This is a genomic window from Aeromonas sp. QDB25 (assembly GCF_027707725.1).
Lineage (GTDB): Bacteria > Pseudomonadota > Gammaproteobacteria > Enterobacterales > Aeromonadaceae > Aeromonas > Aeromonas caviae.
In genome coordinates this window covers 12,966-32,377 of the sequence record NZ_JAPCIZ010000036.1, presented here as the reverse complement: position 1 = coordinate 32,377, position 19,412 = coordinate 12,966, and the positions used below count along the sequence as shown (strand labels likewise).

The window sequence follows — 19,412 nt, the reverse complement described above, 5'->3', positions numbered from 1 at the left end:
AGTCGTGGCCGGGATGGGGTCGTTGAGGGGCAGGAGGCTGGATGGAGAAGCGGGTGTGGGATTGGGGCATCGACCTTGGCGGGACCAAGTGCGAGTGCGTGGTGCTCGATGGCGACGAGGTGCTGCTGCGCCACCGCATTCCCACTGAACGGCACGGCGGCTACCAGCACATGCTGGGCCAGATCGCCAAACTGGTGGACGAGTGTGCCGCCAAACTCGGTCAGCGTCCTGTACTCATCGGCATGGGGACGCCGGGGGCCCGGGACCCCCAGACCGGGCTGCTGAAAAACAGCAATACCACCGAGTTCAACGGCAAGCCGCTCAAGGAAGATCTGGAGCGCAGGCTGGGCGTCCCCGTGCTCATCGCCAACGACGCCAACTGTTTCGCCCTGGCGGAAACCCATCTGGGGGCGGTGCGCCAGCATCACCCCTCTGCACGCGTGGTGTTCGGCATCATCATGGGCACCGGAGTCGGGGCCGGCATCGTCATCAACGGCCAGATCCTCAACGGTCACCACGGCATCGCCGGGGAGTGGGGGCACAACGTCCTGTTGCCGGAGGGGCCAGAGTGCTACTGCGGCAAGCGCGGCTGCGTCGAAACCCTCATCAGCGGCCCGGCGCTGGAGGCCTGGTACGAGGCCAGGACCAAACGCCGTCTCTCGCTCGCCCAGATTGCTGCGGCCAGTGCCCATGATCACGTCGCCAGGCTCACCATGGATAGGTTGCACCTGCTGTTCGGCCAGGCCCTCGCCAACGTGATCAATATTCTCGATCCGGACGTCATCGTCATCGGTGGCGGCGTGGGCAATGTGCAGAGCCTCTATCGCGCCGGGCGCGAAACGGTATTGCCCTTCCTGTTCAACCCCCGTTTCGCCACCCCCATGATAGCGCCGGCCCTGGGGGACAGCGCCGGGGTATTCGGTGCCGCACTGCTGGCCCGCGGCGTCTTTCGCGAGGCACTGCTCTCGTGAGTCGCCCCTTCCTCCCATCCCTTTGTCGCAGCTAAGGACACAACGTTTCCATGATCAAGATTGCCATCAACGGCTATGGCCGCATCGGCCGCAACGTGCTGCGGGCCCTCTACGAGAGCGGCCGCGACAAGACCATCAAGATAGTGGCCATCAACGAGCTGGCGGCCCCCGAGGCCATGGTACACCTGACCCGCTTCGACACCAGCCACGGCCGGTTCCGCTATCCGGTGCAACTGGCGGGCAACAGCATGCAGGTGGGGGAGGATCTCATCGCCCTGTTTGCCGAGCGGGATCCGTCGAACTTGCCGTGGCGGGCGCTGGGGGTGGACGTGGTGCTGGACTGCACTGGGGTGTTCGGCTCCCGGGCCGATGCCGAGCTGCATCTGGGGGCGGGAGCGGGCAAGGTGCTCTTCTCCCATCCGGCGGACGCGGATGTGGACGCCACCATCGTCTACGGGGTTAACCACCAGGTGCTGACCGGGCGGGAGCGGATCGTCTCCAACGCCTCCTGCACCACCAACTGCGTGGTCCCCGTCATCGAAACATTGCATCGAGAATTCGAGATAAATTGTGGTACTATTACGACAATTCATTCGGCCATGCACGATCAGCAAGTCATCGATGCCTATCACGGCGACTTGCGCAGAACCCGGGCAGCCAGCCAGTCCATCATCCCGGTGGACACCAAGCTGGCAAAGGGGTTGGAACGTATCCTTCCCCACTTCGCCGGCAAGTTCGAGGCGATCGCGGTGCGGGTACCCACCATCAATGTAACCGCCATGGATCTGAGCATTACTGTTCGTAAAAAAGTGACAGTTAGTGACGTAAATCAAGCCCTGCAACGGGCATCCAGAGGTACATTACACGGTATTCTGGACTACACGGAAGAGCCACTGGTCTCCGTAGACTTTAATCATGATGCACACTCCTGCATCATTGATGGTACCCAGACCCGGGTCAGCGATGCCAACCTCGTCAAGATGTTGATGTGGTGCGATAACGAATGGGGCTTCGCCAACCGCATGCTGGATACCACCCGGGCCATGATGGCCGCAGGCTGAAAGTCTGCACCGGGCGCAAGGTTACTGTTTTTTTAACATTACCTGAAAATATATAGAGGACTGAATATGTCTGTTATCAAGATGACCGACCTGGATCTGGCGGGCAAACGCGTTCTGATCCGTGCTGACCTGAACGTGCCGGTAAAAGACGGCAAGGTCACTTCCGATGCACGTATCGTTGCGACTCTGCCGACCATCAAGCTGGCTCTGGAAAAGGGCGCCAAGCTGATGATCACCTCCCACCTGGGTCGTCCGACCGAGGGTGAATACAACGAAGAATTCTCCCTGGCTCCGGTTGTCAACTATCTGAAAGACGCACTGTCCTGCCCGGTTCGTCTGGCCAAAGACTACCTGGATGGCGTAGACGTCGCCGCCGGTGAGCTGGTTGTGCTGGAAAACTGCCGCTTCAACAAAGGCGAGAAGAAGAACACCATCGATCTGGCCAAAAAATACGCCGCCCTGTGTGACGTCTTTGTAATGGATGCGTTCGGTACTGCTCACCGCGCCGAAGGTTCTACCTACGGTGTGGCCCAGTTCGCGCCGGTTGCCTGTGCAGGCCCCCTGCTGGCTGGTGAACTGGAAGCCCTGGGCAAAGCCATGCTGAAGCCCGAGCGCCCCATGGTTGCCATCGTGGGTGGCTCCAAGGTCTCCACCAAGCTGACCGTACTGGAATCCCTCTCCAAGATCGCTGACCAGCTGGTGGTCGGTGGTGGCATCGCCAACACCTTCATCGCTGCTGCCGGTCACAACGTCGGCAAGTCCCTGTGCGAGCACGACCTGATCGACACCGCCAAGAAGCTGGCTGCCGAAACCAACATTCCGGTGACCACCGACGTGGTTGTGGGTAGCGAATTCTCCGAATCCACCCCGGCCACCATCAAGTCCGTGTCCGACGTGACTGACGGCGACATGATCTTCGACATCGGTCCGGATTCCGCCAAGGCCCTGGCCGACATCATCATGAACGCCAAGACCATCCTGTGGAACGGCCCGGTCGGCGTGTTCGAGTTCGACCAGTTCGCTGAAGGCACCAAGGTGATCGCCGAAGCCATCGCCGCTTCCCCGGCCTTCTCCATCGCTGGCGGTGGTGACACCCTGGCTGCCATCGACAAGTTCGGCATCGCCGACAAGGTCTCCTACATCTCCACCGGCGGCGGCGCCTTCCTGGAGTTCGTAGAAGGCAAGGTACTGCCGGCTGTCGCGATTCTCGAAGAGCGCGCCAAAGCCTAATTGACCCGGGACGGGGGGCAAAAGCCTCCCGTTTCGTTTATCATGTGGCCGCTGTGCCGGTTCATGATGAACCCCCCACTTTTTATTAACGGCATACGAGACAGGACGATTAAACATGTCTAAGAAAATTTTCGACTTCGTAAAACCCGGCGTGATCACTGGTGATGACGTTCAGAAAGTATTCGCCATCGCCAAGGAAAACGGCTTCGCTCTGCCGGCCGTCAACTGCGTCGGTACCGACTCCGTGAACGCCGTGCTGGAAGCTGCTGCCAAGGTCAAAGCCCCGGTTATCGTACAGTTCTCCAACGGTGGTGCCGTGTTCACCGCCGGCAAGGGTCTGAAGCTGGAAGGCCAGCAAGCTGCCATCCTGGGTGCCATCTCCGGTGCCAAGCACGTGCACGCCGTTGCCGAAGCCTACGGTGTACCGGTGATCCTGCACACCGACCACGCCGCCAAGAAGCTGCTGCCGTGGATCGACGGTCTGCTGGATGCCGGTGAGAAGCACTTTGCCGAAACCGGCAAGCCGCTGTTCTCCTCCCACATGCTGGATCTGTCCGAAGAGTCTCTGGAAGAGAACATCGACATCTGCTGCGAGTACCTGACCCGCATGGCCAAGATGAACATGACTCTGGAGCTGGAACTGGGCTGCACCGGCGGTGAAGAAGACGGCGTGGACAACAGCCACCTGGACCAATCCTCCCTGTACACCCAGCCGGAAGACGTGGCCTACGCCTACGAGCGTCTGTCCAAGATCAGCCCGCGCTTCACCATCGCTGCCTCCTTCGGCAACGTGCACGGTGTGTACAAGCCGGGTAACGTCAAGCTGACTCCGAAGATCCTGGACAACTCCCAGAAGTACGTCTCCGAGAAGTTCGGTCTGCCTGCCAAGTCCCTGGACTTCGTGTTCCACGGTGGCTCCGGCTCTACCCTGGAAGAGATCCGCGAATCCATCTCCTACGGCGTGGTGAAGATGAACATCGACACCGACACCCAGTGGGCGACCTGGGAAGGCGTGCTGAACTTCTACAAGTCCAACGAAGCCTACCTGCAAGGCCAGCTGGGCAACCCGGAAGGTGCCGACAAGCCGAACAAGAAGTTCTACGATCCGCGCGTATGGCTGCGTGCCGGTCAGACTTCCATGATCGCGCGTCTGGAGAAGGCCTTCTCCGACCTGAACGCCATCGACGTACTGTAATTCGCAGCACCTTGATTGCATGAAAAGGCGCCCTTCGGGGCGCCTTTTGCATTTCTGTGATCCTGACGGGCTGGATTGGGGATGGGGGGCTGGGTATTATCGATGACACCCGTTTAATTTAGTAAACGAATGCAACCAGGCAGGATGCTGAGCATGCAGACAGGAAGACAGGGACATCAGGAACACACGGCCTCCTATTACGCGGCCACTCGCAACGACCATCGGCAGTGGCCCGAGCTCAGTGGTGAGCTGGATGCGGACGTCTGCGTCATTGGTGGCGGTTTCACTGGCCTCAACACCGCCATCAACCTGGCCGATGCCGGTTACAAGGTGGTGCTGCTGGAGGCCAACCGCATCGGTTGGGGAGCGTCGGGGCGCAACGGCGGCCAGCTGATCCGCGGCATCGGCCACGATACCAGCCAGTTTGCCCGCTGGATTGGCGAGGCGGGCGTGCGGGAGCTGGATCTCATGGGGATCGAAGCGGTGCAACTGGTGCGCGAGCGGGTCGAGCGTTTCAATATCGAGTGCGATCTCACCTGGGGCTATTGCGATCTCGCCACCAAGGCGCGCCACCTGAAGGGGTTCGAGGAGGATGCCGAGCACCTGGCGAGCCTGGGTTACCGGCACGCACTGAAAATGGTGGCGCGGGAGGAAATGCACACCGTGGTCGGATCGGATCGCTATATCGGCGGGATGATCGACATGGGCTCCGGTCACCTGCATCCTCTCAACCTGGCCCTCGGCGAAGCGCGTGCGGCAGCCAGTCTCGGGGTCTCCCTGTTCGAACACTCAAGGGTGACCCACATCGATTACGGCGAGCGGGTCGAGGTGACCACGGCCCACGGCCGGGTCAGCGCGGACTACCTGGTGATCGGCTGCAACGCTTACCTGGGCGACCTCCAGCCCGATCTCGGGGGCAAGGTGCTGCCGGCGGGTTCCTACATTCTCGCCACCCAGGTGCTGGAGAAGCGCCAGCGCCAGCGTTTGCTGCCACAGAACATGGCGGTGTGCGATCAGAATGTGGCGCTCGACTACTATCGGCTGTCGGCGGACGGTCGCCTGCTGTTTGGCGGGGCCTGCAACTACTCGGGCCGTGACCCCCGCGATATCAAGGCCTTCATGCTGCCCAAGCTGCTGCGGGTCTTTCCCGAGCTCGCGGGTACCGCCATCGAGTTCCAGTGGGGGGGCATGATAGGCATAGGCGCCAACCGGCTGCCCCAGATAGGCCGCCTCGAGCAGCATCCCAACGTCTTCTATGCCCAGGCCTATTCGGGCCATGGCCTCAATGCCACCCACATGGCGGGCAAGCTGGTGGCGGAGGCGATCAAGGGGGAGAGCCGGGGCTTCGATCTCTTCAGCCGCGTCCCCCACATGACCTTCCCGGGTGGCCCGGCGTTGCGCTCTCCGCTGCTGGCGCTCGGGATGCTCTGGTATCGGCTGAAGGATCTGCTCTAGGGAGAGGGGGAGCTCGGGATTATCCCTGCTGCGTCGCGTCTGGCTCGGCCAGGCGCCAGCCCTGCTCCGTCTTCATCATCCAGACCTGGGTCTCCTGCGCCAGGGCCTGGCCTGCCTCGAAGTCGCCATATTTGCGCTCGAGCTCCATCAGCCCCATCTCCTGCTGGAAGGGGCCGACCCTGTCATAGACGAGATCCTCGTCGTGCAGCACCTGCAACTGATCCAGTCCCTGCTTGAAGTGGAGCTGGTAGCTCACCTTGACCAGATAGACCCCCTCCATCCGCTCTTCCTTGCCGAGCACGGCGAAGTCGCGGATGTCGAACAGGTCAGCATCTGTGCCCGCCTGCAACCTGGCGGTGACCTGGCTCTGGATGGTCTCTTCACCGGGACCTGCGTTGCAGCCATAAAGCCAGAGGGCCAGCAGGGGGATGAACCACTTTTTCATCAAAACTCCGGATGATGCGAGACAGGAGGGGCAAAGTTTGCCACGGTACGGGCCAGATACAAGGGATAGCCAGAAAAATCAGCAGTCTATGGCAGGTCCGAGGTAAGGGGACGGCGAACGATGCAGGTCATGACCAGGGTATCGCCGCTGAACCCGGCGATCTGTTTGCGATCTACTTGCTGGAAGCCGTGCTTGGTCCAAAAATGCAGGGCTGGCAGGTTGGTTTCTATGACCCCGAGCCGCATGTTGGTGCAACCCCAGTTTGCCGCCATCTCCATGAGCCGTATGACGACTTGGCTGCCGATGCCACGGCCTTGCCTGCACTCCTTCAACAGCAGCAGACCGAGATAGGCGGTATCCGGCGTGGGATAGCCACGGATGAGATCGACGCAGCCAAGCAATTCTTCCCCCTCCAGCACGGCCAGCACAAACTTGTCCTCTTGCCCCATCCCCGGTGGACAGACCTTGAGTATCTCTTCGGCATCCGCAGGGGCAGGCCCCTTGCTTTCGGTCAGCCAGCTGTAGGCTGGGGCTGCCATGACAACTTCCTCCAGCCAGCCCCTGTGCTCTGGGTGAAACGCTGACAGACGCCGAAGCTCCATCTAGCGCAGCTTGTCCAGCTGGCCGAGAAATTCGACAGGCCCCATGAAGCCGGTCACCCGCTGGCCGTTCACCTCGTTGCCATCGCGATCGAAGAAGAGGAGGGTCGGCAATCCCAGCACGTTGAGGCCGTTGAGCAGATCCACGTCGGCGTCGTCGTTGGCGGTGACGTCCGCCTGCAGCAGCACCATCTCGCTGAAGCGCGCCTGCACATCGGGGTCGCTGAAGGTCTTGTGCTCGAACTCCTTGCAGGCCACGCACCAGTCGGCGTAGAGGTCCAGCAACACCGGCTTGCCGCGGGCGGCGACAAGCTGCACCTTGAGATCGTCCAGGGTCTTGATGCGAATGAAGCGGGGGGCCTGGGTCTGGGCGGCGGCATTGGCCCCCTCGGGTGGCAGCAGCAGATCCTTGCCCACCACCACCAGACCCATCATCGCCAGCAGCAGGACGAAGCCGCCGAGGCTCTTGCCCACCGAATGGGCGCGATGCTGGTTGTGGTGATAGAGATAACCGCACAGCACCAGCCCCCAGCCGAGCCAGAGCAGGGTGGACATCTGGTCGCTCAGGAGCCTTGAGAGCAGCAGGATGGGTACCGCCAGCAGCGCAAAACCGAAGAGTTGCTTGATCACATCCATCCAGGCGCCGGCCCTGGGCAGCAGCTTGCCGCCAGAGGTGCCGAGCAAGAGCAGCGGCAGCCCCATGCCCAGGGAGAGGGCATAGAGGGCCGCACCGCCGAGCCAGAGATCGCCACTCTGGGCCACGTAGATAAGGGCCCCGGAGAGCGGCGCCGTGGTGCAGGGGGAGCAGACCAGTCCCGAGATCATGCCCATGATGGCGACGCCGGCCACGGATCCGCCCTGCTGGCGGTTGGAGAAGCCCGAGAGACGGGTTTGCAGGCTGCTTGGCAGTTGCAGGGTGTAGAGCCCGAACATGGAGAGGGCGAGCAGCACGAACATCACCGAGAGGCCGATGAGCACATAGGGGTGCTGCAGAGCCGCCTGGAATTGCAGGCCCGCCGAGGCGACGACGAGCCCGAGCAGGGTATAGGTGACCGCCATCCCCTGCACATAGACGAAGGAGAGCAGGAAGGCGCGACGGGTGGAGAGGCGATGCCCTGCCCCGGCGATGATCCCGGTCAGGATGGGATACATGGGGAAGACGCAGGGGGTGAAGGCGAGGCCGAGACCCAGGGCGAAGAAGGCGGCGACGCTGATCCAGAACCCCTGGCTGCCGAGGGCGGCCGCCAGCCTGTCCTGCTGGCTGCCCGGCACGTCGGTGGCCTGAAGGGGGGCCGGCGCTTCCGCCCGGGCGGGGGCGGCGAGGGGCTCGACGGCGATCCGCTTGTCGGTGGGTGGGTAGCAGAGTCCCTCGGTGCAGCCCTGGTAACTCAGAGTGAGGCTGGCCGCGTCCCCGACCCGGGTCAGCGCCACGGGGATCTGCACCTCCTGGTAATAGACCCGGCTCTTGCCGAAGAAGTCATCCTCGTGCTCGGTGCCGGGGGGCAGGACGGGCTCGTCGAAGGCGAGGTTCTCTCCCTTCACACGGATGCTGTGGCGATAGAGGTAGTAGCCGTCGGCGATGCGTATCCGGAGCAGCAGCCGATCACCCTGTTGTTCGCTCTCGAGGGCGAAGGCCTGATCCACCTTGAGGAATCTGGGCTGGGTCTCGATGCCGAGGCTGCCGAGCAGATCCTGGCTGCTGGCCCGGGCGGGGGCCGTCGTCAGGACGCAGAGCAGGCCCAGCAGCATCAGCAGGAAGGAGAGGGGGCGAGAGGCGGTCATGAGGTCTCCTGTGTCAACCAGTCGAGATAGGCAGGGTGGCCCTGGCTTGCCGGGAGCGCCAGGATCTCCGGTACCTCGTAGGGATGGTGGGCGAGAATGCACTGGCGCAGGGGTTCGAACAGAGCGGCCCGACTCTTGATGACGAGCTGGATCTCCCGGGTTCGTTCCGTCTTGCCCTGCCAGCGATAGACGGAGGTGACCCCGGGCAGCTGGTTGATGCAGGCGGCGAGGCGCTGGTCGAGCAGCTGCTCGCAGAGGCGGTCTGCACTGGTCTCGTCGGGGCAGGTGCAGAGCACCAGAATGGCGTCGGTCATAGGGATGGACGGTCTCGGCAACGGGGCGCACGGGCCCCCTGGATCAGCCGTTACTATACCGGGCCGGGGGGCAAATAGCACCCGGCCCCCCGCACCCGGAATAAGTCATGCGCCCGAGATGGACGCTGTGAAAAGGACAGGGCAGAATGAGCGGGCTTGTTCCAATTCTACGTAAGGAAATGTATGACCCAACAGAATGAGCAGCAGAGAAACCGCATGTTGAGCCTGTTGCGTGAAGGGGAGCGCCGCATGCTGGTGCAACTGGCCGGTCTGCTGCGTACCAGTGTCGACGAGATCAATGCGGAGCTGGAAAAAGAGGAGCTGTTGTCGGCGTTGGAGCAGCCCATCACGGTGGAGTACCTCAACGGCGTGGTGCAGCATCATCTGTTCGAGCGCCTGCACAAGGGGGACATGGTGGCGGCCCAGCGCATGCTGAACCAGTACCAGAGCGACCTCGAAGCCATGATGCGCCAGGAAGCCAGGCAGGACGACACCCCGCCGGAAGAGGTCAAGGCCCAGGCCTGACCCCGCGAGGCCCTCTTCAGCACCATCATGCCATCGCATGATGGTGCCTCGCCCTTACCCCTCGAATCGCTTATCCCAGCGCCTTCTGCACCTGTCCCATGGGAATGGGGAACACCTTGTCGTAGCTCCAGTTGTAGACGAAGGCATAGACCAGGTAGAAGAGCACGAAGCCCATATCCAGCACCAGCGCCTCCAGCAGGCCGATGTCGAGCCACCAGGACATCACCGGCAGGGCCACGATCAGCAGGCCCCCCTCGAACCCCAGGGTGTGCAGCACCCGCTGCCACAGCGCCTTGTGGGTGTGGCCCTGATAGCGCAGCAGCAGCTTGTCCACCCCGATGTTGTAGACATAGTTCCAGACGGTGGCGACCACCGAGAAGAACAGGGCCAGGGGGCCCATGTGGTTGAGCCCGACGCCGGTCACCCAGCTGGCCAGCGGGGCGGCGATCAGCAGGCCAATCAATTCGAAGCCGATGGCGTGGCGCAGGCGGTCACGGGTCGTACGCATGGTCTGTCTCTCTCTTTGGTCAGGGAATGGCGACAATGTATCGCCAAAACCGGATAGATTCACGTTGGTATCTATCGCTAAAATAGATAGATGTGACGACACAACAGCACGGCGGAGCAGGCTCATGACCCCTTCACTGGAACACTTCAAGGCATTGCTGGCGACGGCCGAGACCGGGTCGTTCTCGGCGGCGGCGCGCAGGCTGGGCAAGGCTCAGTCGGTGGTGAGTGCCGCCATCGCCAACCTGGAGATCGATCTCGGCCTTGCGCTGTTCGATCGCAGCGGCCGCTATCCCGTGCTGACCGAGGCGGGGGCCCGCATCTGTCAGGAGGCGGGGGTGCTGCTGGCCCAGAGCGAGCGACTGCAGGCCATCGCCGGCGAGCTGGCCAACGGTGTCGAGTCGCGCCTCACCCTGGCCATCGACGATGACTCCCACCTGCCCTGGCTTGGTTCCCTGCTGGAGGAGTTTGCCAGCCGTTACCCGGCGGTGGAGCTGGAGCTGCTGTTTCCGCTGATGGAAGACGTGACCGAGCTGCTCAAGAGCGGCCGTGCCCAGCTCGGCATCAGCTATCAGAAGGCGCACCCCGAGCGGGAGCTGGTCTCCCGCTCCCTGGGGACGGTCACCATGCCCCTGGTGGTCTCTCCGGATCACCCCCTGGCCCACAAGACGCCGTTGAAGGAGAGCGACCTGCAAGGGGCTCGCCAGTTGATGGTGACCGGACGGCGGGAGGGGACGGAGCGTCATCGCTTCCGCCTCTCGGCGCAAGTGTGGTGGGTGGAGGGGGATCTCGGGATCCTGGAGCTGGTGAAACTGGGGCTGGGATGGGCGGCGGTGCCCGAGTTTCTGCTGCACCGGCCCCTGGCGCGGGGGGAGCTGGTGGTGCTCAAGCCGGACTTCATCGCCGAGGCGGAACTTGCGCTGGAGTTGCAGTGGTATCGCGCCCGCCCGCTCGGGCAGGCGGGGCGCTGGTTGCAGGAGGCACTGCTGGCGCGGGTGCCTCGCTAGGGGGGATTCAGTCGATCAACGCATAGGGCAGGGGTTGCAGACCGAGGCTGGAGCCCTCTTCCAGCTTGAGGCGGAAGCGGGCGTCGGCCTCGGTATCCTTGGGCAGCACGGCGGTGAGCCACACCTGACCCTGCTGCTGCCAGGCGTTGAGCACCAGACCGCTGCGGCGCCAGTTGTCACCGAGCTGGATCTCCAGGGTGTCACCGCTGGCCACCTGCGTTGCGGCAGTGCCGCTCAGCACGAAGAGGGCGCGGTTGTTGGCGCCGCGATACTTGGCGCGCGCCACCGTCTCCTGCCCCATGTAGCAGCCCTTGTTGAAGCTGATGCCATCAAGGGCTTGCAGGTTCAGCATCTGGGGGATGTATTCCCCCTGATGGACAGCTTCCAGATGGGGGAGACCGGCTTTGATTTCCAGCCCCCACCAGAGTCCTTCGTCGCCCACCGGCAGGTTCAGGGCCAGCGGAGATGTGCTCGCCAGCAGCCAGCGGTCCGCCTCCACCCTGACTGCCATGCCGCCCTCCACCAGGCCGGTGCCGGTCAGCGCGAAGTGCTGTGCCATCCAGTCGTCCGTCCCCTGACCGGCCAGTCCGGCCAGGCTGCCCTGAAACTCGCCGATCTCGACCTTGGCAAAGATCGCAAACTTCTTGAGCTCCGGCAGCTGGCGGGCCAGCACCGAGGGCTTGGTCAGCATCAGCAGGCTGTCTTCCAGGCAGAGCAGGCGAAAATCGCTCCACAGCTTGCCCTTGGGATCGCAGTGGCCGCCGAGGGTGCTCTGGCCCGGTTGCAGGGCGTTGACATCGCAGGTGACCTGACCTTGCAGATACTTGGCGCGATCCGGGCCGCCGAGGCGGGTGATGGCCAGATTGGTCAGGGAAAACAGGGTCGGCTCGGCAGGAAGAAGAGGGGTCGGCAGGCTCACGATGGGATTCCAGAGACAGAAAGTATGTGACCTGCATGGTAAAGACGTAAGGAATGTTTGTCAGCCGGAAAATCCTGCTGCTACCATTCCCCGGTCTTTGTAAGGAGAGTTCCATGTTGAACCCAAGTGAGAAGTCCCGCCTGAAGTGGGCCTGCCGTCGCGGCATGCTCGAGCTGGATGTGATCTTTATGCCCTTCTTTGAGCACGAGTTCGATGGCCTCGGCGAGGCCGAACAGCGCACCTTCATCCGCCTGCTGGAGTGCGAGGATCCCGAGCTGTTCCGCTGGTGCATGGGTCACGGCGTGCCCGAGGATCCCGATTTTGCCGTCATGATCCCCCTGATCCTCGAGCGCAACCAGGCCCGTCACGACAGCCTGCGCTGAGCCCGACTCGCGACCGCCACCCCTCATGGCCAGCCTCGCGTCTCCCCAGCGGGTAGTGATGCCCGTGATCGCCTCCCGCCAGCAGCGTCTGCTGCTGTGCATCCTGTTTCTGTTGCTGCTCTTGCCCGTCGCCAGCCTGATCCAGGGCTGGCAATGGGGGCTGTTCCTCCCTGTCTGGGGGCTGAGTCTGTGGCGCGCGTTGCGCCGCCATCCGGCGGCGAGCGGCGTGCTCGTCTGGGACGGGGAGTGGCTCGAGTGGCAAGGGGCGCGCCATCGGCTGGATCCCCGCAGCCGCATCCTGCCCGGGGTGCTCTGGTTACGGCTGAAGACGCTGGAGGGCTCCGAGGGGCAGCTCTGGCTCTTCTCCGATGCCCTGGCCTCTGCACACTACCGCGCCCTGGCCCGCGCCATCCACCTCGCTGTCCGCTAGGGGCGTCTCTCTACCTGCCACATCTGCCGCTCATAGCAGATGACCCCGCCTGGGCGGGGTCATCTGGGGGAGGGCATACGCCCGAATCGAACGCAACGGCCTTATTCCCGATCCGGGGTCAGCACGGTCGGCTTGGAGTCCGGCTGCATGTCCGGATAATCCAGGTTGTAGTGCAAACCGCGAGACTCCTTGCGCTCCAGGGCGCAGTTGACGATGAGCTCGGCCACCTGCAACAGGTTGCGCAGCTCCAGCAGGTTGTTGGAGACCCGGAAGTTGGCGTAGTACTCCTGCACCTCCTGCTTGAGCAGATCGATGCGACGCTTGGCCCGGGCCAGGCGCTTATTGGTGCGCACTATGCCCACGTAGTCCCACATCATCAGCCGCAGTTCGTGCCAGTTGTGCTGGATCACCACCTGCTCGTCCGAGTCATCCACCTGGCTCTCGTCCCAGGCCGGCAGGCTGGGGGGCGCCACGCTGGTGGGCAGCTTGGCCAGGATGTCGGCTCCCGCCTGATGGGCATAGACCACGCATTCGAGCAGGGAGTTGGAGGCCATGCGATTGGCGCCGTGCAACCCGGTATAGGTCACCTCGCCGATGGCATAGAGGCCGGGGATGTCGGTCTGGCCGTTGTTGTCGATCATCACGCCGCCACAGGTGTAGTGGGCCGCCGGGACGATGGGCATCGCCTCCCTGGTGATGTCGATACCGACCGCGAGGCAGCGCTCATAAATGGTCGGGAAGTGCTTGATGATGAAATCCGCCGGCTTGTGGCTGATGTCCAGATACATGCAATCCGCCCCGAGGCGCTTCATCTCGTGGTCGATGGCGCGGGCGACGATGTCCCGCGGGGCCAGCTCGGCCCTCTCGTCAAATTCCGGCATGAAGCGGCTGCCGTCGGGACGGCGCAGGTAGGCCCCTTCGCCGCGCAGGGCCTCGGTCAGCAGGAAGTTGGGGTCGTCCGGGTGGAACAGGCTGGTGGGGTGGAACTGGTTGAACTCCAGATTTGCCACCCGGCAGCCGGCCCGCCATGCCATGGCGATGCCGTCGCCAGAGCTTACATCGGGGTTGGAGGTGTACTGGTACACCTTGGAGGCCCCGCCGGTGGCCAGCGCCACGAAGCGGGCGCGGATCACCTCGACCTGCTCGGCGTTGCGATTCCAGACATAGGCTCCCAGTACCTTGTTGCCCGGCAGACCCAGCTTGCGGGTGGTGATGAGATCGACCGCGTTGAAGCGCTCCATCAGCTGGATGTTGGGGTGGGCGCGCACCTGGTCGATCAGGGTGAGCTGCACCGCCTTGCCGGTGGCGTCGGCCGCGTGGAAGATGCGGCGATGGCTGTGGCCCCCTTCCCGGGTCAGGTGATAGTGGGATTCCCCCTCGGCATCCTCTTCCTGATCGAAGGGGACCCCCTGCTGAATGAGCCACTGGATGGAGTCGCGGGCGTTGCGGGCGGTGAACTCCACCACCGCCGGGTCGCACAACCCGGCGCCGGCGTTGAGCGTGTCGCTCACGTGGGATTCGATGCTGTCGGTCTCGTCGAACACGGCAGCGATGCCTCCTTGCGCATAGAGAGTGGCCCCCTCACTGATGGGCCCCTTGCTCAGAACCAGGACTTTGGCCTGGTCTGCCAATCGCAACGCGAGGGACAGACCGGCGGCACCGCTGCCAATGATGAGTACGTCGCAAAGGTATTCAACACTTGCTTTCATAAGTATCATTGGCCTGGATTAAGAACTGGCCCCATGGTAGCCCAAGGGGGGTTGTGATGCAGCCCGCATCACATTTTTTTCAATGCAAGCGAACTTTCCCTGATTCCTCCTGTCTGAACTTGTGCGCTTAGAAGGGGCCGGAAAAGAAAAACGATAACCTGATGGGGGTTTTACGGCTCTGATGAGCGACCAGAATCTACTGGACGAACAGCTGGTTGAACGGGTCCAGCGTGGCGATAAAAATGCATTCAACCTGTTGGTACGCAAGTACCAGCACAAGGTGGTCAACCTGGTGGCCAGGTATGTCAACAATCCGGGCGATGTACCGGATGTGGCGCAGGAGGCCTTTATCAAGGCCTACCGTGCGTTGCCGACATTCCGTGGCGAGAGCGCGTTTTACACCTGGTTGTACCGGATCGCCGTCAACACGGCCAAAAACTACCTGACGTCACAGGGGCGCAGACCGCCCAGCAGTGATGTCGAAGCGGACGAGGCTGAATATTATGGTGGTGGTGAAGCCCTGCAAGAGGTGGCCACCCCGGAAAACCTGGCGCTGACCGACGAGATCAAGCGTACTGTGTTTACCGCCATAGAAGCCTTGCCAGAAGATTTGAGAACGGCGATCACCCTTCGTGAAATGGAAGGGCTGAGCTACGAGGAGATTGCGGAGATCATGGATTGCCCGGTGGGTACGGTGAGATCCCGCATCTTCCGGGCGAGGGAAGCAATCGATAAAAAGCTGCAACCTCTGATCGAGCATTAACTGGGGAAAGACAGGCAAACTTATGGCAAATAAAGAGCAACTTTCAGCCCTGATGGATGGCGACCTCAGCGAAATCGAGGTACTGAACGAGCTGGGAACGGATCCCGCTCTGCAGGATACCTGGTCGCGTTACCATCTGATCGGTGATGCCATGCGGGGTGACCTGCCGGTCAGTCTGCAACTGGATCTCAGCGACAGCATCATGCTGGCGCTGGAGGATGAACCCGCCATACTGGCGCCCAAGCCGGCACAGCCTGCTGCGCCCCAGGTGCAGCCCGCCGGCAAGGTGATCCCCTTCGTTCGCCGCTTTGGCCAGCAAGTGGGGCAGTATGCCATTGCCGCCTCCGTGGCTGCCGCCGTCATCTTCGGCGTGCAGCAGTACCAGGGCAAGGATGGTGTACCGACCAGTCCGGTGCTCAATACCATACCCGTGGGTGGCAGTGCTGCGCCGGTGAGCGTGCACTATCCCCAGGATGGCAGCCGGACCGGTGTGCGTCAGCAAGGTCTGAGCGAGCAGCAGATGCAGGAGCAGCGCGAGCGCATCAATGCCTTCCTGCGCGACCATCAACTGCAACAGCGTCTGCTGCAAGACAAGCAGATTCAGGAATAACGCATTTTTAGGGATCAGATCGTGCGCCAGTCCAGCCGTATCCTGCTGGCCTCTCTCCTGTTGATTTGTGCCAAGGCCTCGGCCGACGATCTGTCGGCCGAGGCCTTGTTGCAGCAGATGCAGAGTGCCGTTTCGCAACAAAACTTCGAATTGTCCATGGTCAAGGCCCGCCAGGGGCGCCTCGAGCCTATCCGTTTCAGCCACGGGATCATCGATGGCAAGGAGGTGGCTCACCTGAGCTATCTCGACGGCAAGGCCGTGGAGTTCCTGCAACGCCAGAACGAATACACCTTCTTCGAAAACACCCATGAACCCTACACCCTCAAGGGGGCGCGTTTCCCCGGGGTGTGGTCGAGCCTGGTGAGGATGCCGCTGCCCCGGGTGATGGAGAGCTATGACCCCGTGCTGGCGGGCCGCAGCCGGGTGGCCGGCCTGGTGGCACAAGTGGTGCGGCTGGTGCCCAAGGAGGCGGACAAGTACGGCTTCGTGCTCTGGATTGACGAACAGAGCCATCTGCTGCTGCGGGTGGACATGGTGGATCGGGAAGGCAATCTGGTGGAACAGGTGCTGGGGGTGGATCTGGACAGGCAATCTGCGCCGGCCCCCTGGCTGGTCACCCTGGCACGCAGCAAGCTGCCGGATGCGCTGGCGCTGGAAGATGCCTATCCCGCTCCCCAGCAGACCCTCAACTGGCACCTGACCTGGTTGCCCGATGGCTTCAAGGTGCTCTCTCAGGATCGGCATCAGCTGGTCAGCACCAGTCTGCCGGTGGATTACATGATGCTCTCCGACGGGCTGGTGGATCTCTCCGTCTACGTCTCCCGGGTCGATCCCAAGCAGGCGGTGCGCCAGCAGTTGATTCGCCAGGGGGCTACCTCGCTGGTGAGCTTCGTCAACGAGGTCGGGGTGGAGATCACCGTAGTGGGCGAGGTGCCAGCCGAAACCGCCAAGCGCATCGCCGAGGCAGTGCAGCCCCTGGCCCGCAACGAGGCGGTGCAGTGAGTCTTTGCCGTGAGACTTGCCCTGAGGGTGCCGCCGTGCTGAGATCCGGTGCATCCACCGCCCCCTGTGAGGAGTCATCAGGTGAGTAACATGAGTGAAGAGCTGGCCACAGTAGTGGCTATCGACGGCAATCACGCCTGGGTGGAGTGCGAGCGGCGATCCGCCTGCAGCGGTTGCCACCAACAATCCAGCTGCGGGACCGGCACCGTCGCCAAGGCCTTTCCCATGAAGGCGCAGCGGCTGCGGGTCGCCCTCACCGGCGATGTGGCGGTGGGCCAGCAGATCCGCCTGGGCATCCCTCAGGCCAGCATCCTGCGCGGTGCGGCTCTGGTGTACGTGCTGCCGCTCTTCTGTCTGCTGCTGGGCGCCCTGCTCGGCCAGCTCTGGCTGGTGCCGCTCTTGTCGGCGGGAGAGGGGGTGACCATCCTCTGCTGTCTGCTGGGCGGCGCCATCGGATTTTTACTGGTTCGTTACTTTTCTGACCGGCTCGAGCAGGGGGAATACGGTCCCCGCATGCTCGGGGTGGTGCTCAATACCCGTCATCTCTCTTGAGGGGCCGGGTCTGGCGGAGGGCATCCAGGTGCCCAACGCCCGCCAGACAAGGCGCTATTTGTGGGGCCCGCCGACTAAAGATTGGCCGTCGACCGGGTTATCCAGTAAAATCCTGCCCTCATATCCGACCCTAACTTAATTTTGAGTGATTCTTGCTCGATGAAACACATTCGTAACTTTTCGATTATTGCGCACATCGACCACGGTAAGTCGACCCTGTCGGACCGTCTGATCCAGACTTGCGGCGGCCTGTCCGATCGCGAGATGCAGGCCCAGGTGCTGGACTCCATGGATCTGGAGCGCGAGCGCGGCATTACCATCAAGGCACAGAGTGTGACCCTGAACTACCAGGCACAAGACGGTAACACCTATCAGCTGAACTTTATCGACACCCCGGGCCACGTGGATTTCTCCTACGAGGTTTCTCGCTCCCTGGCTGCCTGTGAAGGGGCACTGCTGGTGGTGGATGCCGGTCAGGGGGTTGAGGCACAGACTCTGGCCAACTGCTATACCGCCATGGAAATGGATCTGGAAGTGGTGCCGGTGCTGAACAAGATCGACCTGCCGGCCGCAGAGCCCGAGCGGGTTGCCGAGGAGATCGAGGACATCGTCGGCATCGACGCGGTGGACGCGGTGCGCTGCTCCGCCAAGACCGGCCTCGGTGTCGATCTGGTGCTGGAAGAGATCGTCGCCAAGATCCCGTCCCCGGAAGGGGATCCGGAGGCGCCGCTGCAGGCGCTGATCATCGACTCCTGGTTCGACTCCTATCTCGGGGTCGTGTCGCTCGTGCGGATCAAGAACGGTTCCCTGAAAAAGAACGACAAGATCAAGGTGATGAGCACCGGTCAGGTGTGGGGTGTGGATCGCATCGGTATCTTCACGCCGAAGCAGGTGGACACCGACGGCCTGGGTTGTGGCGAGGTAGGTTGGGTCGTCTGCGGCATCAAGGATATCCACGGTGCGCCGGTGGGGGATACCCTGACCCTGGCCAAGCACGGTGCCGAGAAGGCGCTGGCCGGCTTCAAGAAGGTGAAGCCCCAGGTCTATGCGGGCCTGTTCCCCATCTCCAGCGATGACTACGAGTCCTTCCGCGATGCGCTGGAGAAGCTCTCCCTCAACGATGCCTCCCTGTTCTACGAACCGGAGAGTTCCACGGCATTGGGCTTCGGCTTCCGCTGTGGCTTCCTCGGGATGCTGCACATGGAGATCATCCAGGAGCGTCTGGAGCGTGAATACGACCTGGATCTCATCACCACTGCGCCGACCGTGGTCTACGAGATCGAGCTGAACGATGGCTCCACCATCCACATCGACAGCCCGGCCCAGATGCCCGCCATCAACAACATCAAGGAGATGCGCGAGCCCATCGCCGAGTGTCACATCCTGCTGCCGCAGGAGTACATGGGCAACGTCATCACCCTCTGCATCGAGAAGCGCGGCGTACAGACCAACATGGTCTACCACGGCAAGCAGGTGGCGCTGACCTACGAGATCCCGATGGCGGAAGTGGTGCTCGACTTCTTCGACCGTCTGAAGTCCACCAGTCGCGGCTACGCCTCCCTGGACTACGGCTTCAAGCGTTTCGAAACCTCCGACATGGTCCGTCTGGACATCATGATCAACGGCGAGCGGGTCGACGCCCTGGCCATCATCACCCACAAGGAGAACGCCCAGTATCGCGGTCGCCAGGTGGTGGAAAAGATGCGCGAGCTGATCCCGCGCCAGATGTTCGACATCGCCATTCAGGCCGCCATCGGCAACCAGATCATCGCCCGCAGCACCGTCAAGGCATTGCGTAAAGACGTCACCGCCAAGTGCTACGGTGGTGACGTGAGCCGGAAGAAGAAGCTGCTGAACAAGCAGAAAGAAGGCAAGAAGCGGATGAAGTCCCTGGGCCGTGTGGACGTTCCGCAAGAGGCCTTCCTCGCCATTCTCCACGTCGGAAAGGATTAA

General features: G+C 62.5%; 21 protein-coding genes. 14 read left to right on the top strand and 7 right to left on the bottom strand.

The genetic code is table 11. The features are described 5' to 3' along the window. Window positions 1-41 precede the first annotated feature (41 nt). The 5 genes from PG883_RS13630 to PG883_RS13610 all read left to right on the top strand — a co-directional run bounded on the left by PG883_RS13630 (window position 42) and on the right by PG883_RS13610 (window position 5,912). Window positions 42-971, top strand: coding sequence for an ROK family protein (locus tag PG883_RS13630; RefSeq protein WP_113068976.1), 930 nt, complete (start codon window positions 42-44; stop codon window positions 969-971). 50 nt (window positions 972-1,021) lie between these two features. Then, a complete protein-coding gene (gene epd / locus PG883_RS13625) occupies window positions 1,022-2,032 on the top strand; it encodes an erythrose-4-phosphate dehydrogenase (protein WP_041211676.1) in 1,011 nt (336 codons plus the stop codon). Between the two features lie 66 nt (window positions 2,033-2,098). Further along, on the top strand, window positions 2,099-3,262 hold the full coding sequence (locus tag PG883_RS13620; RefSeq protein ID WP_010675659.1) for a phosphoglycerate kinase: 1,164 nt from the start codon (window positions 2,099-2,101) through the stop codon (window positions 3,260-3,262). A gap of 115 nt (window positions 3,263-3,377) precedes the next feature. Next, the gene (gene fbaA, locus PG883_RS13615) at window positions 3,378-4,457 is read left to right on the top strand and encodes a class II fructose-bisphosphate aldolase (protein WP_010675658.1); all 1,080 of its coding nucleotides are present in this window, start codon (window positions 3,378-3,380) and stop codon (window positions 4,455-4,457) included. A gap of 153 nt (window positions 4,458-4,610) precedes the next feature. Further along, entirely contained in the window at window positions 4,611-5,912 is a 1,302-nt protein-coding gene (locus PG883_RS13610) for an NAD(P)/FAD-dependent oxidoreductase (RefSeq protein WP_270807313.1), read from the top strand. Window positions 5,913-5,931: 19 nt separating this feature from the next. Here PG883_RS13610 and PG883_RS13605 read toward each other — a convergent pair whose 3' ends face one another. The 4 genes from PG883_RS13605 to cutA form a co-directional block, all read right to left on the bottom strand. Next, window positions 5,932-6,357: a hypothetical protein gene (locus PG883_RS13605; protein WP_039040544.1), complete on the bottom strand. Its 426-nt coding sequence runs from the start codon at window positions 6,355-6,357 to the stop codon at window positions 5,932-5,934. An 86-nt stretch (window positions 6,358-6,443) separates the two neighbouring features. Further along, window positions 6,444-6,896 carry a GNAT family N-acetyltransferase gene (locus PG883_RS13600; protein WP_270807312.1) on the bottom strand — a complete coding sequence of 151 codons (453 nt, stop codon included), beginning with the start codon at window positions 6,894-6,896 and terminating at the stop codon, window positions 6,444-6,446. Between the two features lie 63 nt (window positions 6,897-6,959). Continuing rightward, entirely contained in the window at window positions 6,960-8,738 is a 1,779-nt protein-coding gene (locus tag PG883_RS13595; protein ID WP_270807311.1) for a protein-disulfide reductase DsbD, read from the bottom strand. Further along, window positions 8,735-9,052 carry a divalent-cation tolerance protein CutA gene (cutA, locus tag PG883_RS13590; protein WP_010675653.1) on the bottom strand — a complete coding sequence of 106 codons (318 nt, stop codon included), beginning with the start codon at window positions 9,050-9,052 and terminating at the stop codon, window positions 8,735-8,737. The genes PG883_RS13595 and cutA overlap by 4 nt, the downstream gene beginning before the upstream one ends. A gap of 183 nt (window positions 9,053-9,235) precedes the next feature. Here cutA and PG883_RS13585 point away from each other — a divergent pair, with 183 nt between their 5' ends. Further along, on the top strand, window positions 9,236-9,577 hold the full coding sequence (locus tag PG883_RS13585) for a hypothetical protein (protein ID WP_162726114.1): 342 nt from the start codon (window positions 9,236-9,238) through the stop codon (window positions 9,575-9,577). Window positions 9,578-9,647: 70 nt separating this feature from the next. Here the strand turns inward: PG883_RS13585 and PG883_RS13580 are convergent, their stop codons facing one another. Beyond that, window positions 9,648-10,085, bottom strand: a complete 438-nt coding sequence (locus PG883_RS13580) for a PACE efflux transporter (protein ID WP_039040541.1) — start codon at window positions 10,083-10,085, stop codon at window positions 9,648-9,650. Window positions 10,086-10,209: 124 nt separating this feature from the next. Here PG883_RS13580 and PG883_RS13575 point away from each other — a divergent pair, with 124 nt between their 5' ends. Further along, a complete protein-coding gene (locus tag PG883_RS13575) occupies window positions 10,210-11,091 on the top strand; it encodes a LysR family transcriptional regulator (RefSeq protein ID WP_010675650.1) in 882 nt (293 codons plus the stop codon). Window positions 11,092-11,098: 7 nt separating this feature from the next. On the opposite strand, the gene ygfZ is transcribed toward PG883_RS13575, so the two are convergent. After that, a complete protein-coding gene (gene ygfZ, locus PG883_RS13570; RefSeq protein ID WP_201996499.1) occupies window positions 11,099-12,010 on the bottom strand; it encodes a tRNA-modifying protein YgfZ in 912 nt (303 codons plus the stop codon). A gap of 113 nt (window positions 12,011-12,123) precedes the next feature. Between ygfZ and PG883_RS13565 the strand changes: the two genes are divergently transcribed. Next, the gene (locus tag PG883_RS13565; RefSeq protein ID WP_354005962.1) at window positions 12,124-12,393 is read left to right on the top strand and encodes an FAD assembly factor SdhE; all 270 of its coding nucleotides are present in this window, start codon (window positions 12,124-12,126) and stop codon (window positions 12,391-12,393) included. Window positions 12,394-12,451: 58 nt separating this feature from the next. Continuing rightward, window positions 12,452-12,823, top strand: a complete 372-nt coding sequence (locus PG883_RS13560) for a protein YgfX (protein ID WP_270807317.1) — start codon at window positions 12,452-12,454, stop codon at window positions 12,821-12,823. A gap of 101 nt (window positions 12,824-12,924) precedes the next feature. On the opposite strand, the gene nadB is transcribed toward PG883_RS13560, so the two are convergent. After that, window positions 12,925-14,532 carry an L-aspartate oxidase gene (nadB, locus tag PG883_RS13555; protein WP_010675646.1) on the bottom strand — a complete coding sequence of 536 codons (1,608 nt, stop codon included), beginning with the start codon at window positions 14,530-14,532 and terminating at the stop codon, window positions 12,925-12,927. Between the two features lie 181 nt (window positions 14,533-14,713). Here nadB and rpoE point away from each other — a divergent pair, with 181 nt between their 5' ends. The 5 genes from rpoE (at window position 14,714) to lepA (ending at window position 19,412) form a co-directional block, all read left to right on the top strand. Next, window positions 14,714-15,295: an RNA polymerase sigma factor RpoE gene (rpoE, locus tag PG883_RS13550; RefSeq protein WP_010675645.1), complete on the top strand. Its 582-nt coding sequence runs from the start codon at window positions 14,714-14,716 to the stop codon at window positions 15,293-15,295. A 22-nt stretch (window positions 15,296-15,317) separates the two neighbouring features. Then, window positions 15,318-15,905 (top strand): sigma-E factor negative regulatory protein, encoded by a 588-nt coding sequence (locus tag PG883_RS13545; RefSeq protein ID WP_270807310.1) that lies wholly within the window; start codon window positions 15,318-15,320, stop codon window positions 15,903-15,905. 21 nt (window positions 15,906-15,926) lie between these two features. Beyond that, on the top strand, window positions 15,927-16,907 hold the full coding sequence (locus PG883_RS13540) for a MucB/RseB C-terminal domain-containing protein (protein WP_010675643.1): 981 nt from the start codon (window positions 15,927-15,929) through the stop codon (window positions 16,905-16,907). Between the two features lie 90 nt (window positions 16,908-16,997). After that, entirely contained in the window at window positions 16,998-17,459 is a 462-nt protein-coding gene (locus tag PG883_RS13535) for a SoxR reducing system RseC family protein (protein ID WP_039040538.1), read from the top strand. A gap of 159 nt (window positions 17,460-17,618) precedes the next feature. Then, a complete protein-coding gene (gene lepA / locus PG883_RS13530; protein WP_010675641.1) occupies window positions 17,619-19,412 on the top strand; it encodes a translation elongation factor 4 in 1,794 nt (597 codons plus the stop codon).